The sequence below is a fragment of the Bradyrhizobium sp. C9 genome (assembly GCF_002532045.1).
Classification (GTDB): Bacteria; Pseudomonadota; Alphaproteobacteria; order Rhizobiales; family Xanthobacteraceae; genus Bradyrhizobium.
Map to the genome: position 1 here is coordinate 227,856 of NZ_NWTG01000005.1, position 23,439 is coordinate 251,294.

Consider the following 23,439-nt stretch of genomic DNA (forward strand, 5'->3'; position numbering starts at 1 on the left):
AGCGGCCTTGCCTGCGCGCTTTGGCGTTGATCGCCGCGCGGCGTCGTTTTAATGGCCGGATATGCCCAATAGCTCCCGTTCTCGCTTCTCCCGCTGGTTCCTGACTTGCGCCGTGCTCGGCGGCATCGCGCTGCCCGCCGCGGATGCCCTGGCGCAGGTGCCCCCGGGCCCGCCCGGCCCGGCGCCCCAGGGCGCGCAAGCCAATCCGATGTGCGCCCGGCTCGAAGGCCAGCTGGCGGCGATCGATCGCGGCGGCGGCGATCCGGCCAAGGACGAGCAGATCCGTCGCTATCAGGACGCCGCCACCCGGCAGCAGGGCGAACTGGATCGCGTGACCGCACAGGCCAGGCGCATGGGCTGCGACAGCTCCGGATTCTTGTCCCTCTTCAATAACAACTCGGCGCAGTGCGGACCGGTCAACAACCAGATCCAGCAGATGCGCGCCAATCTCGACCAGATGACCGCAAATCTCGAGCGGCTGCGCACCGGCGGACTCGGCGGCGCCGACCGCGAGAACCAGCGCCGCTCGGTGTTGACCGCGCTGGCGCAGAACAATTGCGGCCCGCAATACGCGGCGGCCGCGCGCGGCCCCGGCAATTTCATCGAGAACCTGTTCGGCGGCGGCGGTGGCGGCAATCCCAATCCGCTGCCCCCGCCCGACGCGCAATATGGCGGGCAGTCCGGCACCTTCCGCACCGTCTGCGTCCGCACCTGCGACGGCGCCTATTTCCCGATCTCGTTTGCAACCAGTCAGGCCCGCTTTGCCGCCGACGAACAGATCTGCAAGGCGCAGTGCCCGGCCGCGGAGGCCAGCCTGTTCGCCTACCGCAATCCCGGCGAAGACATCAACCAGGCGGTCTCGATCAACGGCCAGTCCTATTCGTCGCTGCCGAACGCCTTCAAGTACCGCACCGAGTTCAATCCGTCCTGCTCCTGCAAGGCGGCCGGCCAGAGCTGGGCGGAGGCGCTGAAGGCGGTCGACGACCAGGCGTCCGCCGCGCAGCAGGGCGACATCATCGTCACCGAGGAGAGCGCGCGGAAGATGCAGCAGCGCGCGCAGACCAAGGCCGCCGCCGGCAAGAAGGGCGCGCCCGCAGCGGCGGCTCAGCCGCAGCAACCTGCCGCCGCCGACGCCACCGCGCCGGCCGCGCCGGCGAGCGACGGCCAGATTCGCACGGTCGGCCCGACCTTCATCCCGAAGAAGCAGTAGTCTCAGCCCTCGAACGCCTCAGCCGACGCGCGCGAGGTGCGCGTCACCAGCGTCTCGTCCGGCGCCGGCAGCGCCTTGCCGAAATCGCGGAAGCGGTTGGTGATGGGATAGCGGCGGTCGCGGCCGAAATTCTTCCGCGTCACCTTCACTCCGGGCGCTGCCTGCCGCCGCTTGTATTCGGCGATGTTGAGCAGGCGATCGATGCGCGTCACCACATCGCGGTCGAAACCGGCCTCGATGATGGTCGCCAGCGGCTCCTCGCGCTCCACCAGCCGCTCGAGGATGGCATCCAGCACGTCATAAGGCGGCAGCGAATCCTGGTCGGTCTGGTTCTCGCGCAATTCCGCGGTCGGCGGCCGGATGATGATGTTGACCGGGATCACCTCGCCCGACGGCCCGAGCGCGCCGTCCGGCTTCCAGGCATTGCGCAGACTCGACAGGCGGAACACCTCGGTCTTGTAGATGTCCTTGATCGGATTGAATCCGCCATTCATGTCACCGTACAGCGTCGCATAGCCGACCGACATCTCCGACTTGTTGCCGGTCGTCACCACCATCGCGCCGGTCTTGTTGGAGATCGCCATCAACAGCGTGCCGCGGGCGCGCGCCTGCAGATTCTCCTCGGTGATGTCGCGCTCCAGCCCCTTGAACACCGGCGCGAGAATTGTCTCGAAGCCGTTGACGGCGTCGGCAATCGGCAGGATCTCGTAGCGGATGCCGAGCGCCGCGGCGAGCTTGGCGGCATCGTCGAGCGAGACCTGCGCAGTGTAGCGGAACGGCAGCATGACGCCACGCACCTTGTCGGCGCCCAGCGCATCGACCGCGATCGCGGCGCACAGCGCCGAGTCGATGCCGCCGGAGACGCCGAGCAGCACACCGGGAAAACCATTCTTGCGGACATAGTCGCGCAAGCCCAGCACGCAGGCCGCGTAATCGGCCTTGTCGCCCTCGAGTTGCGGCGTGATCGGCCCGTTGCAGCGCCAGCCATCGGCAGTCTTGCGCCAGGTCAGCGTCGTAATGCTCTCCTCGAACGCCGGAAGTTGCGCCGCCACGGTGAGATCGGCATTGAGCGCGAACGAGGCGCCGTCGAAGATCAGCTCGTCCTGGCCGCCCATCTCGTTGAGATAGACCAGCGGCAGCCCGCTCTCGGTGACGCGCGCCACCACGATCGACAGGCGGAGGTCGGCCTTGTCGCGGGCATAGGGCGAGCCGTTCGGTACGATCAGGATCTCGGCGCCGGTCTCGGCCAGGCACTCGACGACGTTCTCGTAATCCTCGGATTCCTCGAGCCAGATGTCCTCGCAGATCGGCACGCCGATGCGCACGCCGCGCACCGTCACCGGACCCGATGCCGGGCCGCGCGCGAACAGCCGCTTCTCGTCGAACACGCCGTAATTCGGCAGATTGGCCTTGAAACGCAACGCCGCGATGCTGCCGCCGTCGAGCAGCGCGCAGGCATTGTAGAGCTTGCCGTCCTCGACCCAGGGCGTGCCGATCAGAACAGCCGGGCCACCATCCCTGGTCTCGCGCGCCAGTTCCTCGATCGCGGCGCGGCAGGCCGACTGGAACGCCGGCTTGAGCACCAGATCCTCCGGCGGATAGCCGGCGATGAACAGTTCAGACAGCACCACGAGGTCGGCGCCGTCGGCCTTCGCTTTCTCGCGCGCCGCACGCGCTTTTGCGGCGTTGCCGGTGACGTCACCGACCGTCGGATTGAGTTGCGCCAGGGTGATCTTGATCTGTTGTTCGCTCATAGCTTTATGTTGTCCCGCACAGCGGCAAACTGCAATGGTCGTCCGATCATGGTGCGATTGCAGAAATCGCACTGGGATCTGAGGCGCCGGTCAGGGGGCAAGCTCTGCCCTCACCTCGCCGAGCAGCGCCATGCCACCCAGCCGGCCCAATTCGTCCGAACATTTCGCGCTCTTGCCATAGCAGCCGAATGCGACCGTGACCCGCTCGGAAAGCGGTCCGATGCTCGGCAAGCCGGTGTCGCCGAAGGTGGTCATGCAGGGCACGATGCGGCGTTCCCAAAATTTGAGGTCGCGAATCCGGTCAAGGATCTGGCCTTGTAGCCGGTCGGCCACATCAACCGATCCGCCCGATCGGAACCAGTCCTTGATCTCAGCCTCGCTCTCGAGCGCACGGTCAACGGGATCGCCGCCGAGCTTGAGCCAGGTCTGGCCATCCGGATAGGGGATCGGCGGCAGGATATACGGATTGTCGCCCTTGGGCCCGAGACAGCGCATCGACGGCATGCCGGCGAGGCGTTGCACCTCCGCCGCACCGAGCCGGAACAGCGCCGCAGTGCGCGCATAAACCGTGAAGCCCATGGATCGGCCGAGCAGCGATTGGGTGTGCCCGCCGGCCGCAACCAGCACACGCTCGGCCTCGACACTGCCCGATCGAGTCCGGATCGTCACGCCGGAGCCGCTTTCCGAAATCCCCAGTGCAGGCTCATTGACGATCCGCGCGCCGGCACGCTCGGCCGCGATCGTCTGCGCCCGGACCAGGCGGCGCGGCGAGATGTATCCGGCATGGCGCGGCTCGAAATAGCCCAGCATTCCCGCCGTTGATTTCAGGAACGGAAACCGATCCGCGAGCGCGCAATCCTGATAGGCTTCGCACACGATCCCTTCGTCGGCGCAGACTTGGCCGACCGAGGCGACATCGGTGGTTTCGCGATCGCCGACGTGAAGCGCGCCGGCTTCGCGGTAGAATTCGATGCCGCTTTCCGCTGCAATCTCGCTATAGCGCGCGATCGCAGCACGGTTCATCTGCCGCCAGAACGGCTGCGGATCGTAGGTCCGCGTGATCCGGCCTTCGTCATAGTGGCTGCCGAACACGCCGTCGTGGCGCGAAAAATCAACCGGCTCATCGGGCCCGATCAGCGCGACGTCATGGCCCATCTTGCTCAGGTGGCGCGCGGCGGCCGACCCGATCAGTCCACGTCCGATCACCGCAAGCTTGATCGGCCTGTTGGCGCTCACGACGAGAATGCGCCCAGGCGTTCGGCGAGAGCGAATAGCCAGAACAGCCCGGCCATCACGAGCGCGACGCCGACGGCAGCCGAGCCCATGTCCTTGACCCGGCCGATCTGCGGATCGTGATCCATGGTGAGGCGATCGGCGAGCTTCTCGATCGCGGTGTTGAGCAGCTCGATCACGAGCACCAGCACCACGGTTGCGATCAGCTCGACCCGGCGCATCACAGTGGCGCCGACCAGCCAAGCCAGCGGCAGCGACAGCACCAGTGCCACCACCTCTTCGCGGATCGCCTGCTCCGAGCGAATGGCGAATGCCAGCCCGTTGCGCGAGTTGATGGTGGCTCGCCAGAACCTCAGCAAGTCACTGCCCTCAAGTCACCGCCCTCAAATCACTTGCCCCAAATCACAACCCAGCGGCGGCCGGCATCGGTTTGACCTTGCCCGCGCGCTCCTGCTTCAGCAGCTCGGCGATCAGGAAGGCCATGTCGATCGACTGTTCGGCATTGAGACGGGGATCGCAGACCGTGTGGTAGCGGTCGTTGAGATCCTCGTCGGTGATGGCGCGCGCGCCGCCGATGCACTCGGTGACGTCCTGCCCGGTCATCTCCAGGTGCACGCCGCCGGCATGGGTGCCCTCCGCGGCATGGATCTGGAAGAACGCCTTCACCTCCGACAGCACGCGGTCGAACGGCCGCGTCTTGTACCCGGAGGTCGATGTGATGGTGTTGCCGTGCATCGGATCGCACGACCACACCACCTTGCGGCCCTCCCGCTGCACGGCGCGGATCAGGCCGGGCAGATGGTCGCCGACCTTGTCAGCGCCGAAGCGGTTGATCAGCGTCAGCCGTCCGGGCTCGTTGTCGGGGTTGAGCACGTCGATCAGCTTCAACAGCTCGTCCGGCTTCAGCGACGGACCGCACTTCAGGCCGATCGGGTTCTTGATGCCGCGGAAATATTCGACATGGCCGTGATCGAGCTGGCGGGTGCGATCGCCGATCCAGATCATGTGGCCCGAGGTCGCGTACCAATCGCCGGTGGTGGAATCGACCCGCGTCATCGCCTGCTCGTAGCCGAGCAAGAGCGCCTCGTGGCTGGTGTAGAAATCGGTGGCGCGCAGCTCCGGATGGCTCTCGAGATCGAGGCCGCAGGCGCGCATGAAGTTCAGCGCGTCGGAGATGCGGTCGGCCAGCTCCTTGTAGCGGCGGGACTGCGGCGAATCCTTCAGGAAGCCGAGCATCCACTGATGCACGCTGCCGAGATTGGCGAAGCCGCCAGTCGCGAAGGCGCGCAGCAGGTTCAGCGTCGCCGCGGACTGGCGATAGGCCATCAGCTGACGCTGCGGGTCGGGAATCCGCGCTTCCGGCGTGAAGGCGATGTCGTTGACGATGTCGCCGCGATAGCTCGGCAGTTCCACATCACCCTGCTTCTCGGTCGGCGACGAGCGCGGTTTTGCAAACTGGCCGGCGATGCGGCCGACCTTCACCACCGGCAGCGCGCCGGCATAGGTCATGACCACGGCCATCTGCAGCAGCACGCGGAAGAAGTCGCGGATGTTGTTGGCGCCGTGCTCGGCAAAGCTCTCGGCGCAGTCGCCGCCCTGCAGCAGGAAGGCTTCGCCGGCAGAGACCCGCGCCAGCGCCTTTTTCAGGCTGCGCGCCTCGCCCGCGAACACCAGCGGCGGAAAGGTCGCAAGCTGGGCCTCGACATCGGCCAATGCCTTGGCATCGGGATAATCGGGCACCTGCAGCACCTTCTTGGCGCGCCAGCTATCGGGTGTCCACCGCTCGGACATGAGGTCAACTCCTGAGCAAAAACCGCGACTTAATCGACGGGAAAGGTCGGCTTATACACAGCCGCCCGCCCTCCCGCTAGAAGGATTCCTGCAATCCCGTCAAACTCTTGCAGGAAAATACGAATTCGCATTTGCTGGACCATACCATGAATGCCAGCCAAATTGCCGTGGCCCAAGCCACGCTGGACGACGTTTTTAGCGACGATATCGTCGTGCCGGCCGCGGACGGCTATCCGCTCGCCGCGACGCTGTTCCTGCCGCGCGGCCGGAAGCGCCGCGCCGTCCTGATCAACTCGGCGACCGCCGTGCCCCGCAAGGTCTATCGCGGCTTTGCCGGCTACCTCGCCCGCCGCGGCGCAGCGGTCTTGACCTACGACTACCGCGGCACCGGCGACTCGCGGCCGATGGCGGCAACCGGCCTCAACAAGCCGAAGTCGCTGGCCGGCTTCAAGGCCACGATGGCGGACTGGGCCGCGCTCGACACCACCGCGGCGGTGAACTGGATGCGCTACCGCTACCGCGACCTGCCCTTCGCCTATGTCGGCCACTCCTTCGGCGGCCAGGCGCTCGGGCTGCTTGCCAACAACGCCGAGATTCCGCGCGCGCTGCTGATCGCCTCGCAGGCCGCCACCTGGAAGCTGATGGCCTCGCCCGAGCGCTACCGCGTCGTCGCCTTCATGAACGGCATCGGCCTGCCGCTGGCGCGCACGCTCGGCTATGTGCCCGGCTGGGCCGGCCTCGGCATGGACCTGCCGCGGGGCGTGTTCGAGCAGTGGCGCGGCTGGGTGATGCGCGAGCGCTATCTGCTCGACGATGCCACGCTTGCAGCGCGCGAGAACTTTCCGAAATTCAAGGGCAAGCTCCGCGCGCTCGCGATCACCGACGACACCTGGGCGACGCGGCCGGCGGTCGAGCTGTTGTGCTCCGCCTTCACCTCGATCACCCCGGAGATCATCGCGATCAGCCCGGCCGATGCCGGCGCGAAAGCAATCGGCCATTTCGGCTTCTTCCGCAGCGAGCACCGCGACGCCCTCTGGCGCGGCGCCGCGGAATGGCTCGAGGCGGAGGGATAGGCGTAATCGTCCCTCTCCGTCGTCCTGGCGAAAGCCAGGACCCATAACCACCGAATTTGCCTGTGAACGGGATCGCGGCCCGGGCGTCGCGCAACAATAAGCACTCGGGGTTGGGTCCTGGCCTTCGCCAGGACGACGATGAATGTGTGGCGCAGTTGCGAGGCACACTACGCGTCTCAAATTCAGTCGTCGTCCCGGCGCAGGCCGGGACCCTTACGCCGCAGCAGATGTTGTGAACGGGATGCGTCGTTCCGGCGGTACCTAACAATTGGCAGTTGTGGTTATGGGTTCCGGCCTGCGCCGGGACGACGCCGATGATGTGGCGCTGCCGTCGAGTCACACGTTCCCATTCTCGCGACATCAATCGCCCGAGCTCTGCTCTTCGTTTCGCGCTCTCTCCAATCAGAGGGCGCAGGGAAAGCCGGGTGCCGATCGCACCCATGGGTCCGGTGCAAATAAAAAGCACCGGAGGTCGGACCACAGGTGTAACCGGAAACATCCCGGCTTTCCCTGCGCGATGGGTTACGGCTTATACGTGCTCTCCCCGGTGAGACTGGGCTTGCTTGTCACCGCCCGTGCATGACGCAATGCGTTCTGCACGAAGACACCTGCCGTGAGGGCGTCAGGACCACACGATTTCGCCGTCCGCCTCGCGTGCAAGTCGTCTCTCGCATGCCCGGCGTCCACCGCATCTCACCGCAACACTCCTGACGATGCGCAGCGCCCCTCGATCGGGTGAGACGGGCACATTGAACATCTGAGTTGGGTCAAACGCCAAGCGGAATATTTTCCGCACCAGGAGTGGACAAGGGTGATCGCGTTGATTTGGTTTGAGAATTTCGCGCCTTGGCGCACGCCTTGTTGTCAACCCAGGTTACGCTTCGTACGATCCTGTCGATCTCTTCTATTCGGAAGCCGTCATGCTTACGGACATCGTGATCGCGATCATATGCGTGGCCTTGTACTGGCGCTTCGCTGATCCCTTCGGCGAGCAACGCCGTACAGCCACGGCTTGGGGGACCGTCATCGATTTGCCCATGAGGGGAATAGCGATGCGCGTGCCGCATCCGCAAATTCGATTTCAGACAACAGACGGCCAGGAAGTGACTTTTTATCTCGAAAGTAGGTTCGAACGTCGCACTCTGGCCCGTTGGTCGTCAGACGCGGATCACATATGACCCGAGCGATCCGCAGAATGCGGACATCAAACACTCCGCAGGCCTAAAGATGCTTTGGCTCATTGGCGCAATTATCGCCACGACCGTGGTGCTGCGCATAGCCCTGGAAGCCATGGGGCTGCAGTTCGCGCACTAGGCGGCAAAAACCAAAGCTTGGTGTTGACGGCCGCGGTTGCAATCCCGTCCAAGCCCGCCGCCACTCTCACACCGCCGCGTCCCCGTTGGCTCGATCAGCAACAAATGCACCTCTTCCCGCGCGACGGGCCGATGCTCGACGCCTTTCGGTACGACGAACATCTGGCCGGGGTGCAGCGTCACCGCCCGATCGCGCAGCTCGATGTCGAGCACGCCTTTCAGCACCAGGAAGAAATCGTCCGTGTCGTCGTGCTTGTGCCAGACGAACTCGCCCTGCACCTTCACCACCATGACGTCGCAGGCGTTGAATTGCGCCACCGTGCGCGGCGACCAGTGATCGGCGAATGTCGAAAGCTTCTGCGAAAGATCGATCGCATCGCTCATGATGCCTCCGGGTCCGGGCCAGCCTGCCGGGCTCGTTAGCTCAGCCGCGCGACGCACTCAATGCACGCCCCTCAACTTCTCCGGATACGATGTCGGCCCGTTGTGCCCGTTGATCTCGCAACGCGCTTCACCGTTGGCGGCCTTTCGCGCCAGTAGTTCCCGTTCGGCCTTGTACCAGAGTTGATCCATCTGGCCCGGCGGTTCGCCGGCGTCCTTCCACAATTCGTAGGCGCGGGTCCGAATCTCCTGCTCGGTTGGGCCTGTCATGAGCGGCTCCCTCAATTTGAGACATCAAACTGTTTGGAGTGGAACTGCCAGCATAGCGCATGGTTCCAACGCGCGCGAGATCGCCGCACTGGTATCGGACCGTCTGTGTACAAGCGCCGTTGCACGGGCCATCTGCCGGAAACTGCATTTGATTTGAGCGCGCGAGCAGCGGCTCCGACGAAAAGTCCCCAGTGGATATGCACGTCAGCAAAGGTACCCTAGTTCCCTCACACCAGGTGCGGCCGCCCGCAGCGCGCCGGTGTTGCGGAGGCAACCTACCCCTTCTGAGGTATGAAACCTTTGCGCGCTTCTGCAGACTTAAGATTATCAGGATTTTGCCATCACCTTCCTGGGGCTAGAGACAACGCCGCTCGCATGTATTTTAAGCGGGCGGCGTTGGGCTATCAGAGAGGCCCGTTCGCCGCTTCTCGTCGCCAGGAGAGCACCAGGACGGCAGCGCCGGCCTGCGGGCTACAGCTACTCCGCCGCCTGGCGCACGTGGCGCGCGGTCGGGGTGCGCATCGTCACCAGCTCTTCGGAGGCGGTCGGATGCAGCGCGACGGTGGCGTCGAAGTCCGCCTTGGTCGCCTTCATCTTCACGGCAATCGCAACGGCTTGCGTGATCTCGGCGGCAGCATCGCCGACGATGTGGCAGCCGAGCACGCGGTCGCTCGCCCCGTCGACCACGAGCTTCATCAGCACGCGGGTGTCGCGGCCGGACATCGTCGCCTTGATCGGCCGGAAATCGGTCTTGTAGATGTCGACGTGGCTGTACTGTGCGCGCGCCTCTTCCTCCGTGAGACCGACGGTACCGACCTCCGGCTGCGAGAACACCGCGGTCGGGATCGTCGCGTGGTCGACCTGCACGGGCCGCTTGCCAAACACGGTGTCGGCGAAGGCATGACCCTCGCGGATCGCGACCGGGGTCAGGTTGGTGCGGTGGGTGACGTCGCCGACCGCGTAGATGTTGTCGACCGAGGTCTTCGACCAGCCGTCGACCTGGATGCCGCCATTGGCGGGATTGATGGCGACGCCGGCGGCCTCCAGCCCGAGACCCCTGACATTGGGATGCCGGCCGATCGCGAACATCACCTGGTCGGAGGCGATGCTCGAACCATTGGACAGATGGGTCGTGTAATCCTTGCCGTGCTTGTCGACCTTCGCCACCGTGCAGCCGGTGATGATGGTGATGCCGCGCTTCTCCATCTCGCTCCGGACATGCTTGCACACGTCCTCGTCGAAGCCGCGCAGGATGTTGTCGCCGCGATAGACCACCGTCACGTCAGAGCCGAAGCCGGCGAAGATGCCGGCGAATTCCAGCGCGATGTAGCCGCCGCCCTGGATCACGATCCGCTTCGGCAGCTGCTTGAGATGAAACGCCTCGTTGGAGGAGATCACGTGCTCGATGCCGGGAACGGCCGGGCCGTGATTGGGCGCGCCGCCGGTGGCGATCAGGATGTATTTCGCCGTCACCTTCTCGCCGGTGGCGAGGCGGACAGTGTGGGCATCTTCCAGCACCGCTCGGGTCTTGACGATCCTGGCGCCGGACTTCTCGACATTGCTGGTGTAGGCGCCCTCGAGCCGGGCGATCTCCTTGTCCTTGTTGGCGACCAGCGTCGCCCAATCGAACGAGACCTGGCCGATGCTCCAGCCGAAGCCCACCGCATCCTCGATCTCCTGGTGGACGTGGCTGCCGATCACGAACAGCTTCTTCGGCACGCAGCCGCGGATCACGCAGGTGCCGCCCATCCGGTACTCTTCGGCCACCATGACCTTGGCGCCATAATTGGCGGCGATGCGGGCGGCACGAACGCCGCCCGAACCACCACCGATGACAAACAGGTCGACGTCAAACTCGGCCATGGGTACCTCTCTCTTCGCCCTCGCCCCGCAAGCGGGGCGAGGCATCACGGACGCTCCGAAAGCGCGCTTAGATATCCTTGCCGCGCTTCTTCATCTCGGCCTTGAACTGGCCGTTGACGATCACGCCGAACTGCTGCGCCCACTGCTGCATATATTGCAGCGATCCGTTGATTGCCGTGGGTTCCGCGGTCAAAAGCTTCTGACCGAGCGGGGTCTTGTAGAACGTCACGAGGTCCTTCAGCTCCTGCTCGGTGAACTCGGCGGCGTAGATCTGCGCCATGCCCTCGCCGATCTCCTTCTCGCCGCCCGCGAACTGCTTGGCGACGATCACCGCCACCTCGTCGAGATCCTTCTGGTAGTTCAGATACTGCTGCAGCAGGCCGGTCTTGGTCTTCTCGATAATTCCCGGAACGGCGCCGGAATACATCACGGCCACGTTCTTCATCGTCAGGATTTCCTTGGCAGCCGCAATCGCCGCAGGGGTCGACTGCTTGACCTTGGGCATGGGAGGCAGCTGCTGCTGCGCCATGGCCGGTGCGGCCGCGAGCGCCAGTCCAGCCGCCAGGGCCGCTGCCGACAAAAGTCCCGAAAAACGCTTCATTCCAAGTCTCCTTGCTTGCGGCGCTATCGCCGTTCAACAACCCGAATTCCCTGTGCGCCGGCCAGGACGGCGACGCTGCCGAGCCCGATGAACAGGCCATGTTCAACCACGCCCGGGATCACGCTGAGCAAATCGGCAAGACGCGGTGGGTCGCCGATCCGGCCGAGATGCGCATCGACGATCCAGTGGCCGCCATCGGTGACAAAAACGTGACCGTCCTTGCCCTTACGGACGATCATCTGGCCGGACACGCCGGCCTCGGCGAACGCCCGCGCCATCGCGGCCTTCGTCGCGGCGAGCCCGAACGGGATCACCTCGACCGGCAGCGGAAAGCGGCCGAGCACGTCGACCCATTTGCTGTCGTCGGCGATCACGATCATGCGATCACTGGCGGCCGCCACGATCTTCTCGCGCAGCAGCGCGCCGCCGCCGCCCTTGATCAGATTGAGCGCGTGGTCGATCTCGTCGGCGCCGTCGATGGTGAGGTCGAGGTGATCGACCTCGTCCAGCGTGGTCAGCGGGACGCCGCAGCGGATCGCGTCCGCGCGGGTCGCTTCCGAGGTCGGCACGCCGATCACCTTCATGCCTGATCGGACCTTCTCGCCGAGCAGCTCGACGAAATGCTTGGCGGTCGACCCGGTGCCGAGCCCGAGCTTCATGCCGTCACGCACCTCTTTGAGCGCGCGCGCCGCCGCCTGGCGTTTCAGTGCGTCCATGTCCACGGCCGATAGCCCCTCGGTTGTCCGTTACGGGCGCGCCATCGGGCGGCCCGGCGGGCGCATATCTAGCCTCGATTCACGGGCAGGAATAGCGCCATCCGGGCCTGTCCAGCGCCTATTCGGAAACCTGCTCCGCGGGCGGTTATCACGCCTGAAAGGCGTCGATTGCGGTCAAAATCGCCGCAAAACGGTCCTCAACCTCGGCCCGCATCCCCGGATGGGTGAAAACATAGAGCCGCTGCTCGCGGATCGCGGCCACGACCCGCACGGCTACCGCGGCCGGATCGAGCCCGGCATCGAGCTGCCGCGCGATCTCCGCGACCATCGCGGACGCCGCGCTGCCTGGCGCCAGCGCGCGGGTCGGCCCATACCGCTCGGGTCGGTTGCGCCCGCTCTCGCCGATCCGTGTGCGCACGTAGCTCGGACACAGCACGCTGACCCCGATGCCGTCAGGCGCGAGTTGCCAGGCCAGTCCCTCCGACATGCTCACCACCGCGAACTTGCTCGCCGAGTACGGACTGAAGCCGAGACCGGCATTCATTCCGCCCATCGACGCGGTGTTGACGATATGACCGCCCTGGCGGTGCCCGCGGATATGCGGCAGGAAGCTCTTGATGCCGTGCACGACGCCCATCAGGTTGACGTCGATCACCCAGCGCCAATTCTCGATCGAGATCTGATCGATGCCGCCACCGGCTGCGACGCCGGCATTGTTGCAGAGGACGTGGACATTGCCGAAAGCGCGGAACGATGCCTCAGCCGCACGGTCGACGCTCGCGGGATCGGCGACGTCGCAGACCACGCCATGAACATCGGCGCCGCCGGCCCGCAGCGCATCGACGGCCTTGTCGAGCGCACCGGTTTCGATGTCGGCGAGCATCACCTTCATGCCCTCGCGCGCGAACGCGGTTGCCATGGCGAGGCCGATTCCACTGGCCGCACCGGTGACAAAAGCGGCCTTTCCGCCAAGTTCCCGCATCCGAGCCTCCCCCAATTTCACGACGCGCCCACATCTACTCTTGCATCGCGGCGCGCAGCCCGATAGCCAGAAACAGATGTCCGCCTCCTCTCCCCCCATCATCGTGTTCGATCTCGACGGCACGCTGGTCGACACCGCGCCTGACCTGATCAGCGCGCTGAATTATGTGCTCGACCGCGAAGGCCTGCGGCCGGTGCCGCTGTCGGCGGCCCGCAACATGATCGGCGCCGGCGCGCGCAAGCTGCTCGAGCGCGGGCTCGAGGTGGACGGACGCGCGGTCAGCCTCGCCGACCTCGATCGGCTGACCAAGGATTTCATCGACTATTACGCCGAGCATATCGCCGACGGCTCGCGCCCGTTCGACGGGCTCGAGGCCGCGCTCGACCGGCTTGCGGCCAAGGGCCATCTCCTTGCGGTCTGCACCAACAAGCTGGAGTGGCTGTCGAAGCTGCTGCTCGACCGGCTCGGCCTCACCCCGCGCTTTGCCGCGATCTGCGGCCAGGACACGTTCGGGGTCGCGAAACCCGATCCGGCGTTCCTGCGCGAGACGGTTGCCCGCGCCGGCGGCAAGCTGCCCGGCGCCGTCATGGTCGGCGATGCCGGTCCCGATGTCGGGGTCGCGCGGCGCGCCAGCGTCCCGGTGATCGGCGTCGATTTCGGCTATACCGACGTGCCGATGACCGAACTGAAACCGGACCGGCTGATCAGCCACATGCGCGACCTGCCGGACGCCGTCGCCAGCCTCGGCGCCGCATAAATTTTCCGCAACACATTGATATTGCTTGGCAATAATTTGCCATGCGAATTTTCCATTAACCATCCTTTAACGAACAGACCTCCCCCTGTTGCACCTCTGTTCCGACGCTCCTATGGTCGGGCCGGGGATTGTGGCTGATTGCCGCAGTAGAGTGTGGATCATGCGTCGTATCATCGTGATTGCGGCCGCCGGGCTGAGCCTGGCCGGCTGCTCTTCGTTCTCATTGGATTCGTTCAAGTCGGCACCGCCGCCGATGCAGGTGCAGCTGGATTCGGCTCCGCAAGGCGCCGACGCCGTGACCTCGCTCGGACCGGGCTGCAAGACGCCCTGCACCGTGTCGGTCCCGGCGCCGGAGGCCAACTTCGCCGTCACCTTCAATATGCCGAAGTTCCAGCCGGCGACGGTGCCGGTGACTGTGACCCGCACGCCGGGTGACTTCACCAGCCCGGCCACCACCACGCTCGATCCGAGCCCGGTGTTCGCCGAGCTGCAACCCGCCGGTCCGCCGCCGCGCGGGCACAAGGCGATGCGGCCGAAAAAGAAGAAGCCGAAGCCGGCTGCCGCAGCGGCGCCTGCCGCCGCCCCGGACGCTACGGCACCGCCGCCGGCCGCCGCGCCTACGCGCTGACGCGCAAAGCTGCGCGTATTTGATCGAGATTGCACTGCACAAGAGCCCGGCCCAAAGCCGGGTTTTTGGTTTTTGTGGAGACACATCGGCGATTGCGATCATGTATCGCGCGATCTGTCTCGCCTATCGCTTTGCAATTGGCTTCGCAGGTTGCGGATCATCCATTGGAACGCATTGTGACGGCGTGCCAACATGCATAGATTGCGCGTGCAGGGCCCGTCACGGCCCGGCGCTCTGGGAACGCCTTGGTTGAAGGCTTGGCTTGAAGGCTTGGGTTGAATGAACGGATCCACGCAGGCGCAGTCCGACACGCTGTTTCGTCCGATGACCGATCCGTTCGGCCGGACGATCCGTTACCTGCGCGTCTCCGTCACCGACCGCTGCGACCTGCGCTGCTTCTACTGCATGTCGGAAGACATGACCTTCCTGCCGAAGGCCGATCTGCTGACGCTGGAAGAACTCGACCGTCTCTGCTCGGCCTTCGTCGCCAAGGGCGTGCGCAAGATCCGCCTCACCGGCGGCGAGCCGCTGGTCCGCCGCAATGTGATGGGCCTGGTGCGTTCGCTGTCGCGCCACCTTTCGACGGGCGCGCTCGACGAATTGACCCTGACCACCAACGGTTCGCAGCTCGCGCGCTTCGCGCAGGAACTGGCCGATTGCGGCGTGCGCCGGGTCAACGTCTCGCTCGACACGCTCGACCCCGTAAAATTCCGGGCCATCACCCGCTGGGGCGACATCGACAAGGTGCTGTCGGGCATCGAGGCGGCACGATCGGCGGGGCTCGCGGTCAAGATCAACGCGGTCGCGCTGAAGAACATGAACGAGGACGAGATCCCTGCGCTGATGGAATGGGCGCATGGCAAGGGCATGGGCCTGACCTTGATCGAGGTGATGCCGATGGGCGACATCGGCGAAGGCCGCATCGATCAATACGTTCCGCTGTCGCTGCTGCGCGCGCGGCTCGAGAAGCACTACACGCTGACCGATCTCGCCGACGACACCGGCGGCCCTGCCCGTTATGTCCGGGTCGCAGAGACCGGCGGCAAGCTCGGCTTCATCACGCCGATGACCCACAATTTCTGCGAATCCTGCAACCGGGTGCGGATCACCTGCACCGGCACGCTGCACACCTGCCTCGGCCATGAGGACGCTTCCGACCTGCGCCGGCCGCTGCGCGCCTCCGACGACAACGACCTGCTGTCGGCGGCCATCGACCGGGCCATCGGGCTGAAGCCGAAGGGGCACGATTTCATCATCGACCGCCGCCACAACCGCCCGAGCGTCAGCCGCCACATGAGCGTCACCGGCGGCTAGTTTAAGACCCGCTGCCGACACTTGCTCCCTCCCCCGATTACCAAGGCGGGACAACGATTTGCCGCGCCGTCAATTTGCCCATTTTCCGATTGACGGCGCTACACGGCGCTGATTTGGTGCCCCGGCTTTCACGCTCGCCAGGCCGGATAGGCCGCTGCCCCCTGTCGGCATCTGCCGACAATCCGGCAGCCAAGAGCAGCTAACAACGGCGGAAGCGGATTTTCGGGGGAGGACGATCGCTTGCAACTGCTCCTGAAGGTGAGCCGTGGCTCCGTGCGCGTGCGCGCGGCGGCCAGATGATGCTTGAGAAGATGTTCGGCGCGCAGATCGCGCGACCGCGGAGATCGTGATGCGCCCATTGTTGGCACTGAGTCAGGCCATCGACCGACTCAACGAGAAGATCGGCACCATCTGCAATCTGCTCGTGCTGATCGCCTGCCTGGTCAGCGCCGGCAATGCCATGATCCGCTACGCGTTCAGCTACTCCTCGAACGGCTGGCTCGAGGCGCAGTGGTACATGTTCGCGATCCTCGTGATGTTCGGCGCGTCCTACACTTTCAAGCGCAACGAGCATGTCCGCGTCGAGATCCTCTATCTGATGCTGTCCGAACGCGGCCAGCTCTGGCTCGACATGATCGGCACATTGTTCTTCCTGATCCCGGCCTGCCTGCTGCTCGCCTACCTGTCCTGGCCGTTCTTCCACCAGGCCTATGCGGTCGGCGAGATGAGCGGCAATGCCGGCGGCCTGCTGCGCTGGCCGATCAAGTTCGTTATCCCGTCCGGCTTCGTGATGCTTGCGTTACAGGGCGTCTCCGAGGTGATCAAGCGGATCGCCGCGCTGCAAGGCTATGTGACGATCGACGCGAAGTACGAGAGGCCGACGCAATGACGATTACGCTGGAGATGATGCCGCCACTGATGTTCGGCGGCCTGATCGTTGCGATGCTGATCGGCTATCCGGTGGCGTTCACGCTCGCCGCGGTCGGCCTGTCGTTCGGGTTTCTCTCGATCTATCTCGGCTTCTTCGACCTCAACTTCCTGCAGGCGATCCCGGGCCGCATCTTCGGCAGCGTGCTCTCCAACGAGCTGCTGCTCGCGATCCCGTTCTTCACCTTCATGGGCGCGATATTGGAGAGATGCGGGCTTGCCGAGGACATGCTGGATTCGATGGGCCAGCTGTTCGGCCCGATCCGCGGCGGCCTCGGCTATTCCGTGATCATCGTCGGCTTCATCCTCGGCGCCATCACCGGCACGGTGGCGGCGCAGGTGATCGCGATGGCGCTGATCTCGATGCCGGTGATGATCCGCTACGGTTACAATATCCGCTACATCACCGGCGTGCTCGCCGCCTCCGGCACCATCACGCAGCTTGTCCCTCCCTCTCTCGTCCTGATCGTGCTCGCCGACCAGCTCGGCAAATCGGTCGGCGACATGTATCTCGGCGCCTGGGGCCCGTCGGTGTTCCAGATCCTGCTGTTCGCCGGCTACACCTTCCTGCTCGGCATCTTCAAGCCGAGCCATGTGCCCGCGGTGCCGATCGAGGCCCGCACGCTGACCGGCTGGGCGCTGTGGAAGAAATGCCTGCTCGGCATCATCCCCTCCGCGGTGCTGATCTTCGTCGTGCTTGGCACCATGATGATGGGCCTTGCGACCCCGACGGAAGCCGGCGCCATGGGTGCGGTCGGCGCCATCGTGCTCGCCGCGATCCACCACAAGGATTTCAGCGCGACCGGCCGCAAGGTGCTGATAGCAGGCGTGATCGCCGGCGGCATCGGCACCATCATCGCGATGCTCTACAGCGAAAACCTGATCTTCAGGCTCGCCTTCGCGGTCACCTATCTCGCGGTGGTCTGGATCTGCCTCGAGGCCGTCAAGATCCCGGACCTGCGCGACCTGATCAAGCAGGGCTATGAGACCACCATGCGCATCACCTGCATGGTCACCTTCATCCTGATCGGTTCGACCTGCTTCTCGGTCGTGTTCCTCGGCGTCTCCGGCGGCACCTGGCTCGAGCACCACCTGACCTCACTGCCCGGCGGCGTCTGGGGCTTCCTGATCTTCATCAACATCTTCATCTTCTTCCTGGCGTTCTTCCTCGATTTCTTCGAGATCGCCTTCATCATCCTGCCGATGATCGCGCCGATCGCGCAGAAGGTGCTGGCGCCGGTGGTCGGCCCCGACGCCGCGCTGATCTGGTTCGGCGTGATGCTCTGCGTCAACATGCAGACCTCGTTCCTGCATCCGCCGTTCGGCTTCGCGCTGTTCTATCTACGCGGCGTTGCGCCGAAGGAAGTGAAGAGCTCCGACATCTATTGGGGCGCAATGCCCTGGATCGGACTGCAGGCGATCATGGTGGCGCTGGTGATCGCATTCCCGGTCGTCGTCACCGGGCTGCTCGACAAGCCGCTCGATGTCGACCTCAACAAGGTCAAGATCGAGGTGCCTCAGATCGAGCTGCCGCCGCTCGATTTCGGACAACCGAAGCAGTAACCGGCGTCAGCTTGTTCGGCGTGCCTTGCGCAACCAGGGCACGCCGGAACCGTTGACGGCGGCGGCGAGTCCTGTGAAGACGCGGGGACATGCATCGTCCTCCAACCGCAGATCGCCGCCCCATGTCCCCACTGTATCCCGTCCGCTCTTTGGTTCGGCCGCTCGTCGCCTCGCTCGGCCTGGCGTTTGCCGCCGCCGTGGCGCATGCCGCGCCGGCGGCCGACATTCGCGCACTGGCGCAACAGGAGCAGCAGCCGCTGCTCGACACCCTGCGCGACCTCGTGCAGATCGAATCCGGCAGCAAGGACCTCGAGGGCCTCAACCAGATCGCCGCGCGCATCGCCGGCCAACTCAAGGAGCTCGGCGGCACGGTGGACATCCTGCAAACCACCGACATCTATCGGCTGGACGACACGCCGGAGAAGATCGGCCCGGCCGTGCAAGCCGTCTTCAAGGGGACCGGCAGCGCGAAAATCCTGCTGATCGCGCACATGGACACGGTGTATCTCAAGGGCATGCTCAAGGACCAACCCTTCCGCGTCGATGGCGACAAGGCTTACGGTCTCGGCATCGCCGACGACAAGCAGGGCATCGCCACCATCCTCCACAGCGTGGCGCTGCTGCAGAAGCTGGGCTTCAAGGATTACGGCACGCTCACCGTGCTCATCAACGGCGACGAGGAGATCTCTTCGCCCGGCTGGCGCAGCACCATCACCCGCGTCGCCTCAGAGCAGGATGCCGTGTTCTCGTTCGAAGGCAGCGACGCCAGCGGCACGCTCCGCCTCGCCACCAGCGGCATCGGCTCGGCCTATCTCACGGTGCATGGCAAGTCATCGCATGCGGGCGCCAGGCCCGAAGGCGGCGTGAATGCGCTCTATGAGCTATCGCACCAGGTGCTGCAGATGAAGGACCTGTCGAAGCCCGAGCAGGGCCTCAAGCTGAACTGGACGGTCTCCAAGTCAGGCACCAACCGCAACGTGATCCCGGCCGAAGCCACCGCCCAGGCCGATGCGCGTGCGCTCAAGGTGTCCGACTTCAACGAGCTCGAGACGGCCCTGCAGGACAAGATCAAGAATCGCCTGCTGCCCGACTCCAGGGTGGACGTGAAGTTCGAGGTCCGCCGCCCGCCGCTCGAAGCCAACGACGCCTCGCGCCGCGTGGCCGGCCACGGCAAGGCGATCTATCAGGAACTCGGCATGCCGCTGAACGTGGCCGAGCGGGCCACCGGCGGCGGCACCGACGCCGCCTTTGCCGCCCTCAAGAGCAAGGGAGCAGTGGTCGAAGGCATGGGCCTCTCGGGCTTCGGCGCACACTCCAACGATGCCGAATATGTACAGGTCAACAGCATCGTGCCGCGCCTGTATCTGACCACGCGCATGATCATGGACCTGTCCGACGGCAAGGTGAAGTAGACGGGCAGGCCCGCAGCACGAGAGGCGTTGCGGCCGAGCCGTTCAGGCGACCGCCGGTTCTGCCTCGGCGAGGCGGAAGCTCAGCGTGAACTGGGCTCCGCCGGACGGCAGGTTCTCGACCTTGATCGTCGCGTCGTGATCGTCGACGACGCCACGGACGATGGAGAGTCCGAGGCCCGCCCCGTCCGTGCGCTGGCGCTGGCAATCGCCGCGCCAGAAGCGCTGGAACACCAGGCCCTGCTCGGCCGGCGCAATCCCTGGCCCGCAATCGCGCACCTGCACCGAGCCGTCCTCGTGCACCTCGACATCGACCGAGGTCGCATCGGCGGTGTACTTGATGGCGTTTTCGGCCAGGTTGAAGATCGCGCGCTGCAGCATCTCGGCATTGCCCTTGACCCGCACCGGACCCTCGGTGCCGCGCAGCGCGATGTCCTTCCGCTGCGCCAGCGCATAGGGCGCAATCGAGCCGACCACCTCGGCGCACACCGCGCGCAAATCCGCGGTTTCGCCGGGGTCCAGCACCAGCGTATCGAGCTCGGCGATCTCGAGCAGCTGGCTGACGATACGGCTCATGCTCTCGATGTCGGCATGCAGCTCCTTGGTCCCCTTGGCTACGTCCAGTGTCTCGATCCGGGTCCTCAGGATCGCCAGCGGGGTACGCAGCTGATGCGCGGCATCGGCGGTAAACTGGCGCTGCACGTGAAAGCCGTCCTCCAGACGATCGAAGGCCTGGTTGACGGCGGTCACCAGCGGCAGGATCTCGCTCGGAATCCCCTCCGTCGGCAGACGAATGTCGGTCCTGGCCGGTCCGATGGCCCTGGCCTCCTCCGAAGCTCGCAGCAGCGGAATCACGGCGCGGCGGAAGATCAGGATGTCGGTCGCCAGCAGGATCAGGAGGATCGGGATGGTGATCCAGCCGACCCGGCGGAAGAAGTTGGAAACGATGTCATCGATGATGACGTCGCGATGCGACAGGTCCTCGGCGACCTGGATGCGCAGCGTCTGGCCGCCGACGAGCTGGGTGACGCTGGCGCCGGATATCCGGTCGGCCAGGGCCGGCAGTCGCGGCGCTCCGCGATGCGACGAAAACAGCAGATTGTCGTCCGCATCGTAGATGTCGTAGCGATAGCGGCCATAGGCGTCGGAATAGAGCCCCCTCAGGCTGTCCGGCAGGTTGAGCTGCACCTTGCCGGCGGAATCGACCACGAGGTTCTGGCCGAGATCGGCGGCCTGGTCGCGCATCGCTTCGCGATGCAGCTGGTTGATCTCCGAATTCAAGAGCCACAGCAGCAACAGCGGCAGGAAGATCGCAGCGACCGCGACCGCCACGATGTGCAGGAATACGATACGCGAGGTCAGCGACGTGAAGCGGAACACCGCTATTTCTCCTCCGCCATCAGATAGCCGACGCCGCGAATGGTGTGGATGATGACCTTGGCACGGTGCTCGGTGAGCAGCTTGCGCAGCCGCGACACGTAGACCTCGACCGCATTCGAGGCGACCTCGCCCGACAGACCGAAGATGTGGTCCTCGACATTCTTCTTCGGGACCACCCGTCCCTGCCGCCGCAGCAGGATCTCGAGCACGGACGTCTCTCGGGCGGAGAAGACGTACGGAGCGCCGTCGACGAACACCTGCTTGCTCTCGGTGTCATAGACCAGATTGGCGAGCTTCAGCGATGAGCCGAGCAGCTGGCCGGGTCGGCGCAGGATGGCTTCGAGCCGCGCCACCAACTCTTCCAGCGCGAACGGCTTCGCCAGATAATCGTCGGCGCCGCTGCGCAGGCCGTTGACCCGATCCTGCAGGCCGTTGCGCGCGGTCAACACCAGGACCGGCAAGGGGTCGGTCTTGCGGCGCAGCTCCGACAGCACCGACAGGCCGTCACCGTCGGGCAGCCCGAGATCGAGAATCATGGCAGCATAGGTGACGCTACGCAGCGCATCACGCGCCTCGGCAACGCTGTTAACGATATCGGACTCATATCCCGCCGCCACCAGCCCGCTCGCGAGCAGCCGCGAGAGCTCGAGATTGTCCTCGACGATCAGAAGGCGCATCGCAGCAGTCCTGTTTTCATTCGATCGGTCTTCCGTTTGCACACCTTGTTGCGATGCGCCAGCCAAGCGCCAATTCCGCAACGGATCGCGCGTTGAGCAATCCCGACGTGCAAACGATACGCATTTAAGCATAACGCCCGGATTACCGCTCACAGCGCCATTCTTGAGCTATGCGCGGCAGCTCCTATTCCCACGCAAAATAGATAAACCGGCCCCCGCCGCAATCAAATTCGCGGGCCGCGGCGCACCCTTGAAAAGGGCAAATGTAAGGCTGGCGTCAGCTAGCCCTGATAACTGTTCATCTGTCTCACCGGGAGATCGGACGACGGCCCGCCATGCGGCCGGACCTCGTCTCTCGCGCGAGACTTTCATGCAGTATTGGCGGCGGGCGATGTCATTTCGAATGAAGTATATGGGCTTTGCGGCGATGCCAGTCCTGGCGGCGCTTCTCGCCGGCGCCTGGCTCACGACGCGCGCCGATGGTGTGGTGAACGCGAAGGCCGCCCAGGAGACCGCGCCGCAGGACGTCAACGTCGAGCAGCAATACGTCGCGCTGAGCGACAAGCAGGCGGCGTCCCTGAAGACCATGGCCGCGGAGCAGCGTTCGTTCCGAACCCTGAAAAACGCGGTCGGCTCGATCGACTTCAATCAGAACATGCTGGTGCAGGCGTTTACGCCAAATCCCGGCAGGATCGTCGATACGCCACTCAATGTCGGTGACGAGGTTGCCAAGGGCGACAGGCTGTTCACGATCGACAGCCCCGATCTGCTGCAGGCCGAGTCGTCGCTGCTCGCCTCGGCCGGCGTGCTCGAACTGCAGACCAGGACGCTGGCGCGGGTCAGGCAGCTCTTGAAGACCGGCGGCGGCGCGCAAAAGGACGTCGATCAGGCGACGTCGGATCAGCAGACCGCCGAAGGCAACTACAAGGCCGGGCGCGACGCGGTGCGCATCTTCGGCAAGACCGACGCCGAGATCGACCGCATCGTCGCCGACCGCAAGGTCGATTCCATCCTGGTGGTGCCGAGCCCGATCTCGGGCCGGATCATTGCGCGCAATGCCGCGCCGGGTCTGTTTGTGCAGCCCGGCAATGCGCCCGCGCCCTATTCGCTGGCCGACATCTCGACGATGTGGATGGTCGCCAATGTGATCGAGACCGATGCCCCCTCCTACCGGATCGGCCAACCGGTCGAGGTGCGGGTGCCGGCCTATCCGAGCGAGGTGTTTCGCGGCCGCGTGACCACGCTTGGCCTCAACATCGATCCGAACTCGCACCGCCAGCTGGTGCGTTCGGTGATCGACGATCCCCAGCACAAGCTGCGCGCCGGCATGCTGGCGAGCTTCACGATCGAAACCGAGCCGCCAAAGCTGTCGGTGAGCGTTCCGCTGGACGCCATCGTGCGCGAGGGCGACGGAACGATGACGGTGTGGGTCACGACCGACGGCCGCAAGTTCGACCGCCGCACGGTGACAATCGGAATGGAGCAGGACGGCTGGCGGCAGATCCTCAACGGCCTCGCAGCCGGCGAGAAGGTTGCCTCCACCGGCGCGATCTTCCTCAGCAACAAGTTCGCCAACGCGGCCACCGGCTAGCCCGTG

22 protein-coding genes are annotated in these 23,439 nt (G+C 65.1%); 10 read left to right on the forward strand and 12 right to left on the reverse strand.

Features of this window, described 5'->3' with window-relative positions; all coding sequences use genetic code 11:
• Nucleotides 1-61 precede the first annotated feature (61 nt).
• On the forward strand, nt 62-1,210 hold the full coding sequence (locus CO675_RS14010; RefSeq protein WP_245452747.1) for a DUF2865 domain-containing protein: 1,149 nt from the start codon (nt 62-64) through the stop codon (nt 1,208-1,210).
• Between the two features lie 2 nt (nt 1,211-1,212).
• Here the strand turns inward: CO675_RS14010 and CO675_RS14015 are convergent, their stop codons facing one another.
• The 4 genes from CO675_RS14015 to CO675_RS14030 form a co-directional block, all read right to left on the reverse strand.
• Entirely contained in the window at nt 1,213-2,964 is a 1,752-nt protein-coding gene (locus tag CO675_RS14015; protein ID WP_097672486.1) for an NAD+ synthase, read from the reverse strand.
• Nucleotides 2,965-3,054: 90 nt separating this feature from the next.
• The gene (locus CO675_RS14020; protein WP_198964599.1) at nt 3,055-4,200 is read right to left on the reverse strand and encodes an NAD(P)/FAD-dependent oxidoreductase; all 1,146 of its coding nucleotides are present in this window, start codon (nt 4,198-4,200) and stop codon (nt 3,055-3,057) included.
• Nucleotides 4,197-4,556, reverse strand: coding sequence for a diacylglycerol kinase (locus CO675_RS14025; RefSeq protein ID WP_097672487.1), 360 nt, complete (start codon nt 4,554-4,556; stop codon nt 4,197-4,199). Before CO675_RS14025 ends, CO675_RS14020 begins: the two co-directional genes overlap by 4 nt.
• Before the next feature lie 43 nt (nt 4,557-4,599).
• Nucleotides 4,600-5,988: a class II 3-deoxy-7-phosphoheptulonate synthase gene (locus CO675_RS14030; protein ID WP_097672488.1), complete on the reverse strand. Its 1,389-nt coding sequence runs from the start codon at nt 5,986-5,988 to the stop codon at nt 4,600-4,602.
• Nucleotides 5,989-6,134: 146 nt separating this feature from the next.
• Here CO675_RS14030 and CO675_RS14035 point away from each other — a divergent pair, with 146 nt between their 5' ends.
• Entirely contained in the window at nt 6,135-7,061 is a 927-nt protein-coding gene (locus tag CO675_RS14035) for an alpha/beta hydrolase family protein (protein ID WP_097672671.1), read from the forward strand.
• 920 nt (nt 7,062-7,981) lie between these two features.
• Nucleotides 7,982-8,239, forward strand: coding sequence for a hypothetical protein (locus CO675_RS14040; RefSeq protein WP_097672489.1), 258 nt, complete (start codon nt 7,982-7,984; stop codon nt 8,237-8,239).
• Nucleotides 8,240-8,371: 132 nt separating this feature from the next.
• On the opposite strand, the gene CO675_RS14045 is transcribed toward CO675_RS14040, so the two are convergent.
• The 6 genes from CO675_RS14045 to CO675_RS14070 form a co-directional block, all read right to left on the reverse strand.
• Nucleotides 8,372-8,758, reverse strand: coding sequence for a cupin domain-containing protein (locus tag CO675_RS14045; protein WP_245452748.1), 387 nt, complete (start codon nt 8,756-8,758; stop codon nt 8,372-8,374).
• A 57-nt stretch (nt 8,759-8,815) separates the two neighbouring features.
• Nucleotides 8,816-9,025 carry a DUF2934 domain-containing protein gene (locus tag CO675_RS14050; RefSeq protein WP_097672490.1) on the reverse strand — a complete coding sequence of 70 codons (210 nt, stop codon included), beginning with the start codon at nt 9,023-9,025 and terminating at the stop codon, nt 8,816-8,818.
• Nucleotides 9,026-9,502: 477 nt separating this feature from the next.
• On the reverse strand, nt 9,503-10,888 hold the full coding sequence (gene gor, locus CO675_RS14055) for a glutathione-disulfide reductase (protein WP_097672491.1): 1,386 nt from the start codon (nt 10,886-10,888) through the stop codon (nt 9,503-9,505).
• A 67-nt stretch (nt 10,889-10,955) separates the two neighbouring features.
• Complete coding sequence (locus tag CO675_RS14060) at nt 10,956-11,489, reverse strand: DUF2059 domain-containing protein (protein ID WP_097672492.1); 534 nt, start codon at nt 11,487-11,489, stop codon at nt 10,956-10,958.
• 23 nt (nt 11,490-11,512) lie between these two features.
• Nucleotides 11,513-12,211: a ribose-5-phosphate isomerase RpiA gene (gene rpiA / locus CO675_RS14065; protein ID WP_097672493.1), complete on the reverse strand. Its 699-nt coding sequence runs from the start codon at nt 12,209-12,211 to the stop codon at nt 11,513-11,515.
• Between the two features lie 142 nt (nt 12,212-12,353).
• On the reverse strand, nt 12,354-13,187 hold the full coding sequence (locus CO675_RS14070) for an SDR family NAD(P)-dependent oxidoreductase (RefSeq protein ID WP_097672494.1): 834 nt from the start codon (nt 13,185-13,187) through the stop codon (nt 12,354-12,356).
• Between the two features lie 76 nt (nt 13,188-13,263).
• On the opposite strand from CO675_RS14070, the gene CO675_RS14075 reads away from it, so the two are divergent.
• The 6 genes from CO675_RS14075 to CO675_RS14100 all read left to right on the forward strand — a co-directional run bounded on the left by CO675_RS14075 (nt 13,264) and on the right by CO675_RS14100 (nt 19,788).
• Nucleotides 13,264-13,944, forward strand: coding sequence for an HAD hydrolase-like protein (locus CO675_RS14075; protein WP_097672672.1), 681 nt, complete (start codon nt 13,264-13,266; stop codon nt 13,942-13,944).
• Between the two features lie 160 nt (nt 13,945-14,104).
• Complete coding sequence (locus CO675_RS14080; protein WP_097672495.1) at nt 14,105-14,572, forward strand: hypothetical protein; 468 nt, start codon at nt 14,105-14,107, stop codon at nt 14,570-14,572.
• A 279-nt stretch (nt 14,573-14,851) separates the two neighbouring features.
• On the forward strand, nt 14,852-15,886 hold the full coding sequence (gene moaA / locus CO675_RS14085) for a GTP 3',8-cyclase MoaA (protein WP_097672496.1): 1,035 nt from the start codon (nt 14,852-14,854) through the stop codon (nt 15,884-15,886).
• 349 nt (nt 15,887-16,235) lie between these two features.
• The gene (locus CO675_RS14090; RefSeq protein WP_097672497.1) at nt 16,236-16,775 is read left to right on the forward strand and encodes a TRAP transporter small permease subunit; all 540 of its coding nucleotides are present in this window, start codon (nt 16,236-16,238) and stop codon (nt 16,773-16,775) included.
• Entirely contained in the window at nt 16,772-18,376 is a 1,605-nt protein-coding gene (locus tag CO675_RS14095; protein WP_097672498.1) for a TRAP transporter large permease, read from the forward strand. Before CO675_RS14090 ends, CO675_RS14095 begins: the two co-directional genes overlap by 4 nt.
• Before the next feature lie 122 nt (nt 18,377-18,498).
• Entirely contained in the window at nt 18,499-19,788 is a 1,290-nt protein-coding gene (locus tag CO675_RS14100) for a M20/M25/M40 family metallo-hydrolase (protein WP_097672499.1), read from the forward strand.
• Between the two features lie 42 nt (nt 19,789-19,830).
• Here the strand turns inward: CO675_RS14100 and CO675_RS14105 are convergent, their stop codons facing one another.
• Together CO675_RS14105 and CO675_RS14110 are read right to left on the reverse strand one after the other, a co-directional pair.
• Nucleotides 19,831-21,165: a sensor histidine kinase gene (locus CO675_RS14105; RefSeq protein WP_097672500.1), complete on the reverse strand. Its 1,335-nt coding sequence runs from the start codon at nt 21,163-21,165 to the stop codon at nt 19,831-19,833.
• A gap of 2 nt (nt 21,166-21,167) precedes the next feature.
• Nucleotides 21,168-21,842 carry a response regulator gene (locus CO675_RS14110; protein ID WP_097672501.1) on the reverse strand — a complete coding sequence of 225 codons (675 nt, stop codon included), beginning with the start codon at nt 21,840-21,842 and terminating at the stop codon, nt 21,168-21,170.
• 391 nt (nt 21,843-22,233) lie between these two features.
• Between CO675_RS14110 and CO675_RS14115 the strand changes: the two genes are divergently transcribed.
• Nucleotides 22,234-23,433, forward strand: coding sequence for an efflux RND transporter periplasmic adaptor subunit (locus CO675_RS14115; RefSeq protein WP_245452749.1), 1,200 nt, complete (start codon nt 22,234-22,236; stop codon nt 23,431-23,433).
• Nucleotides 23,434-23,439: the final 6 nt, after the last annotated feature.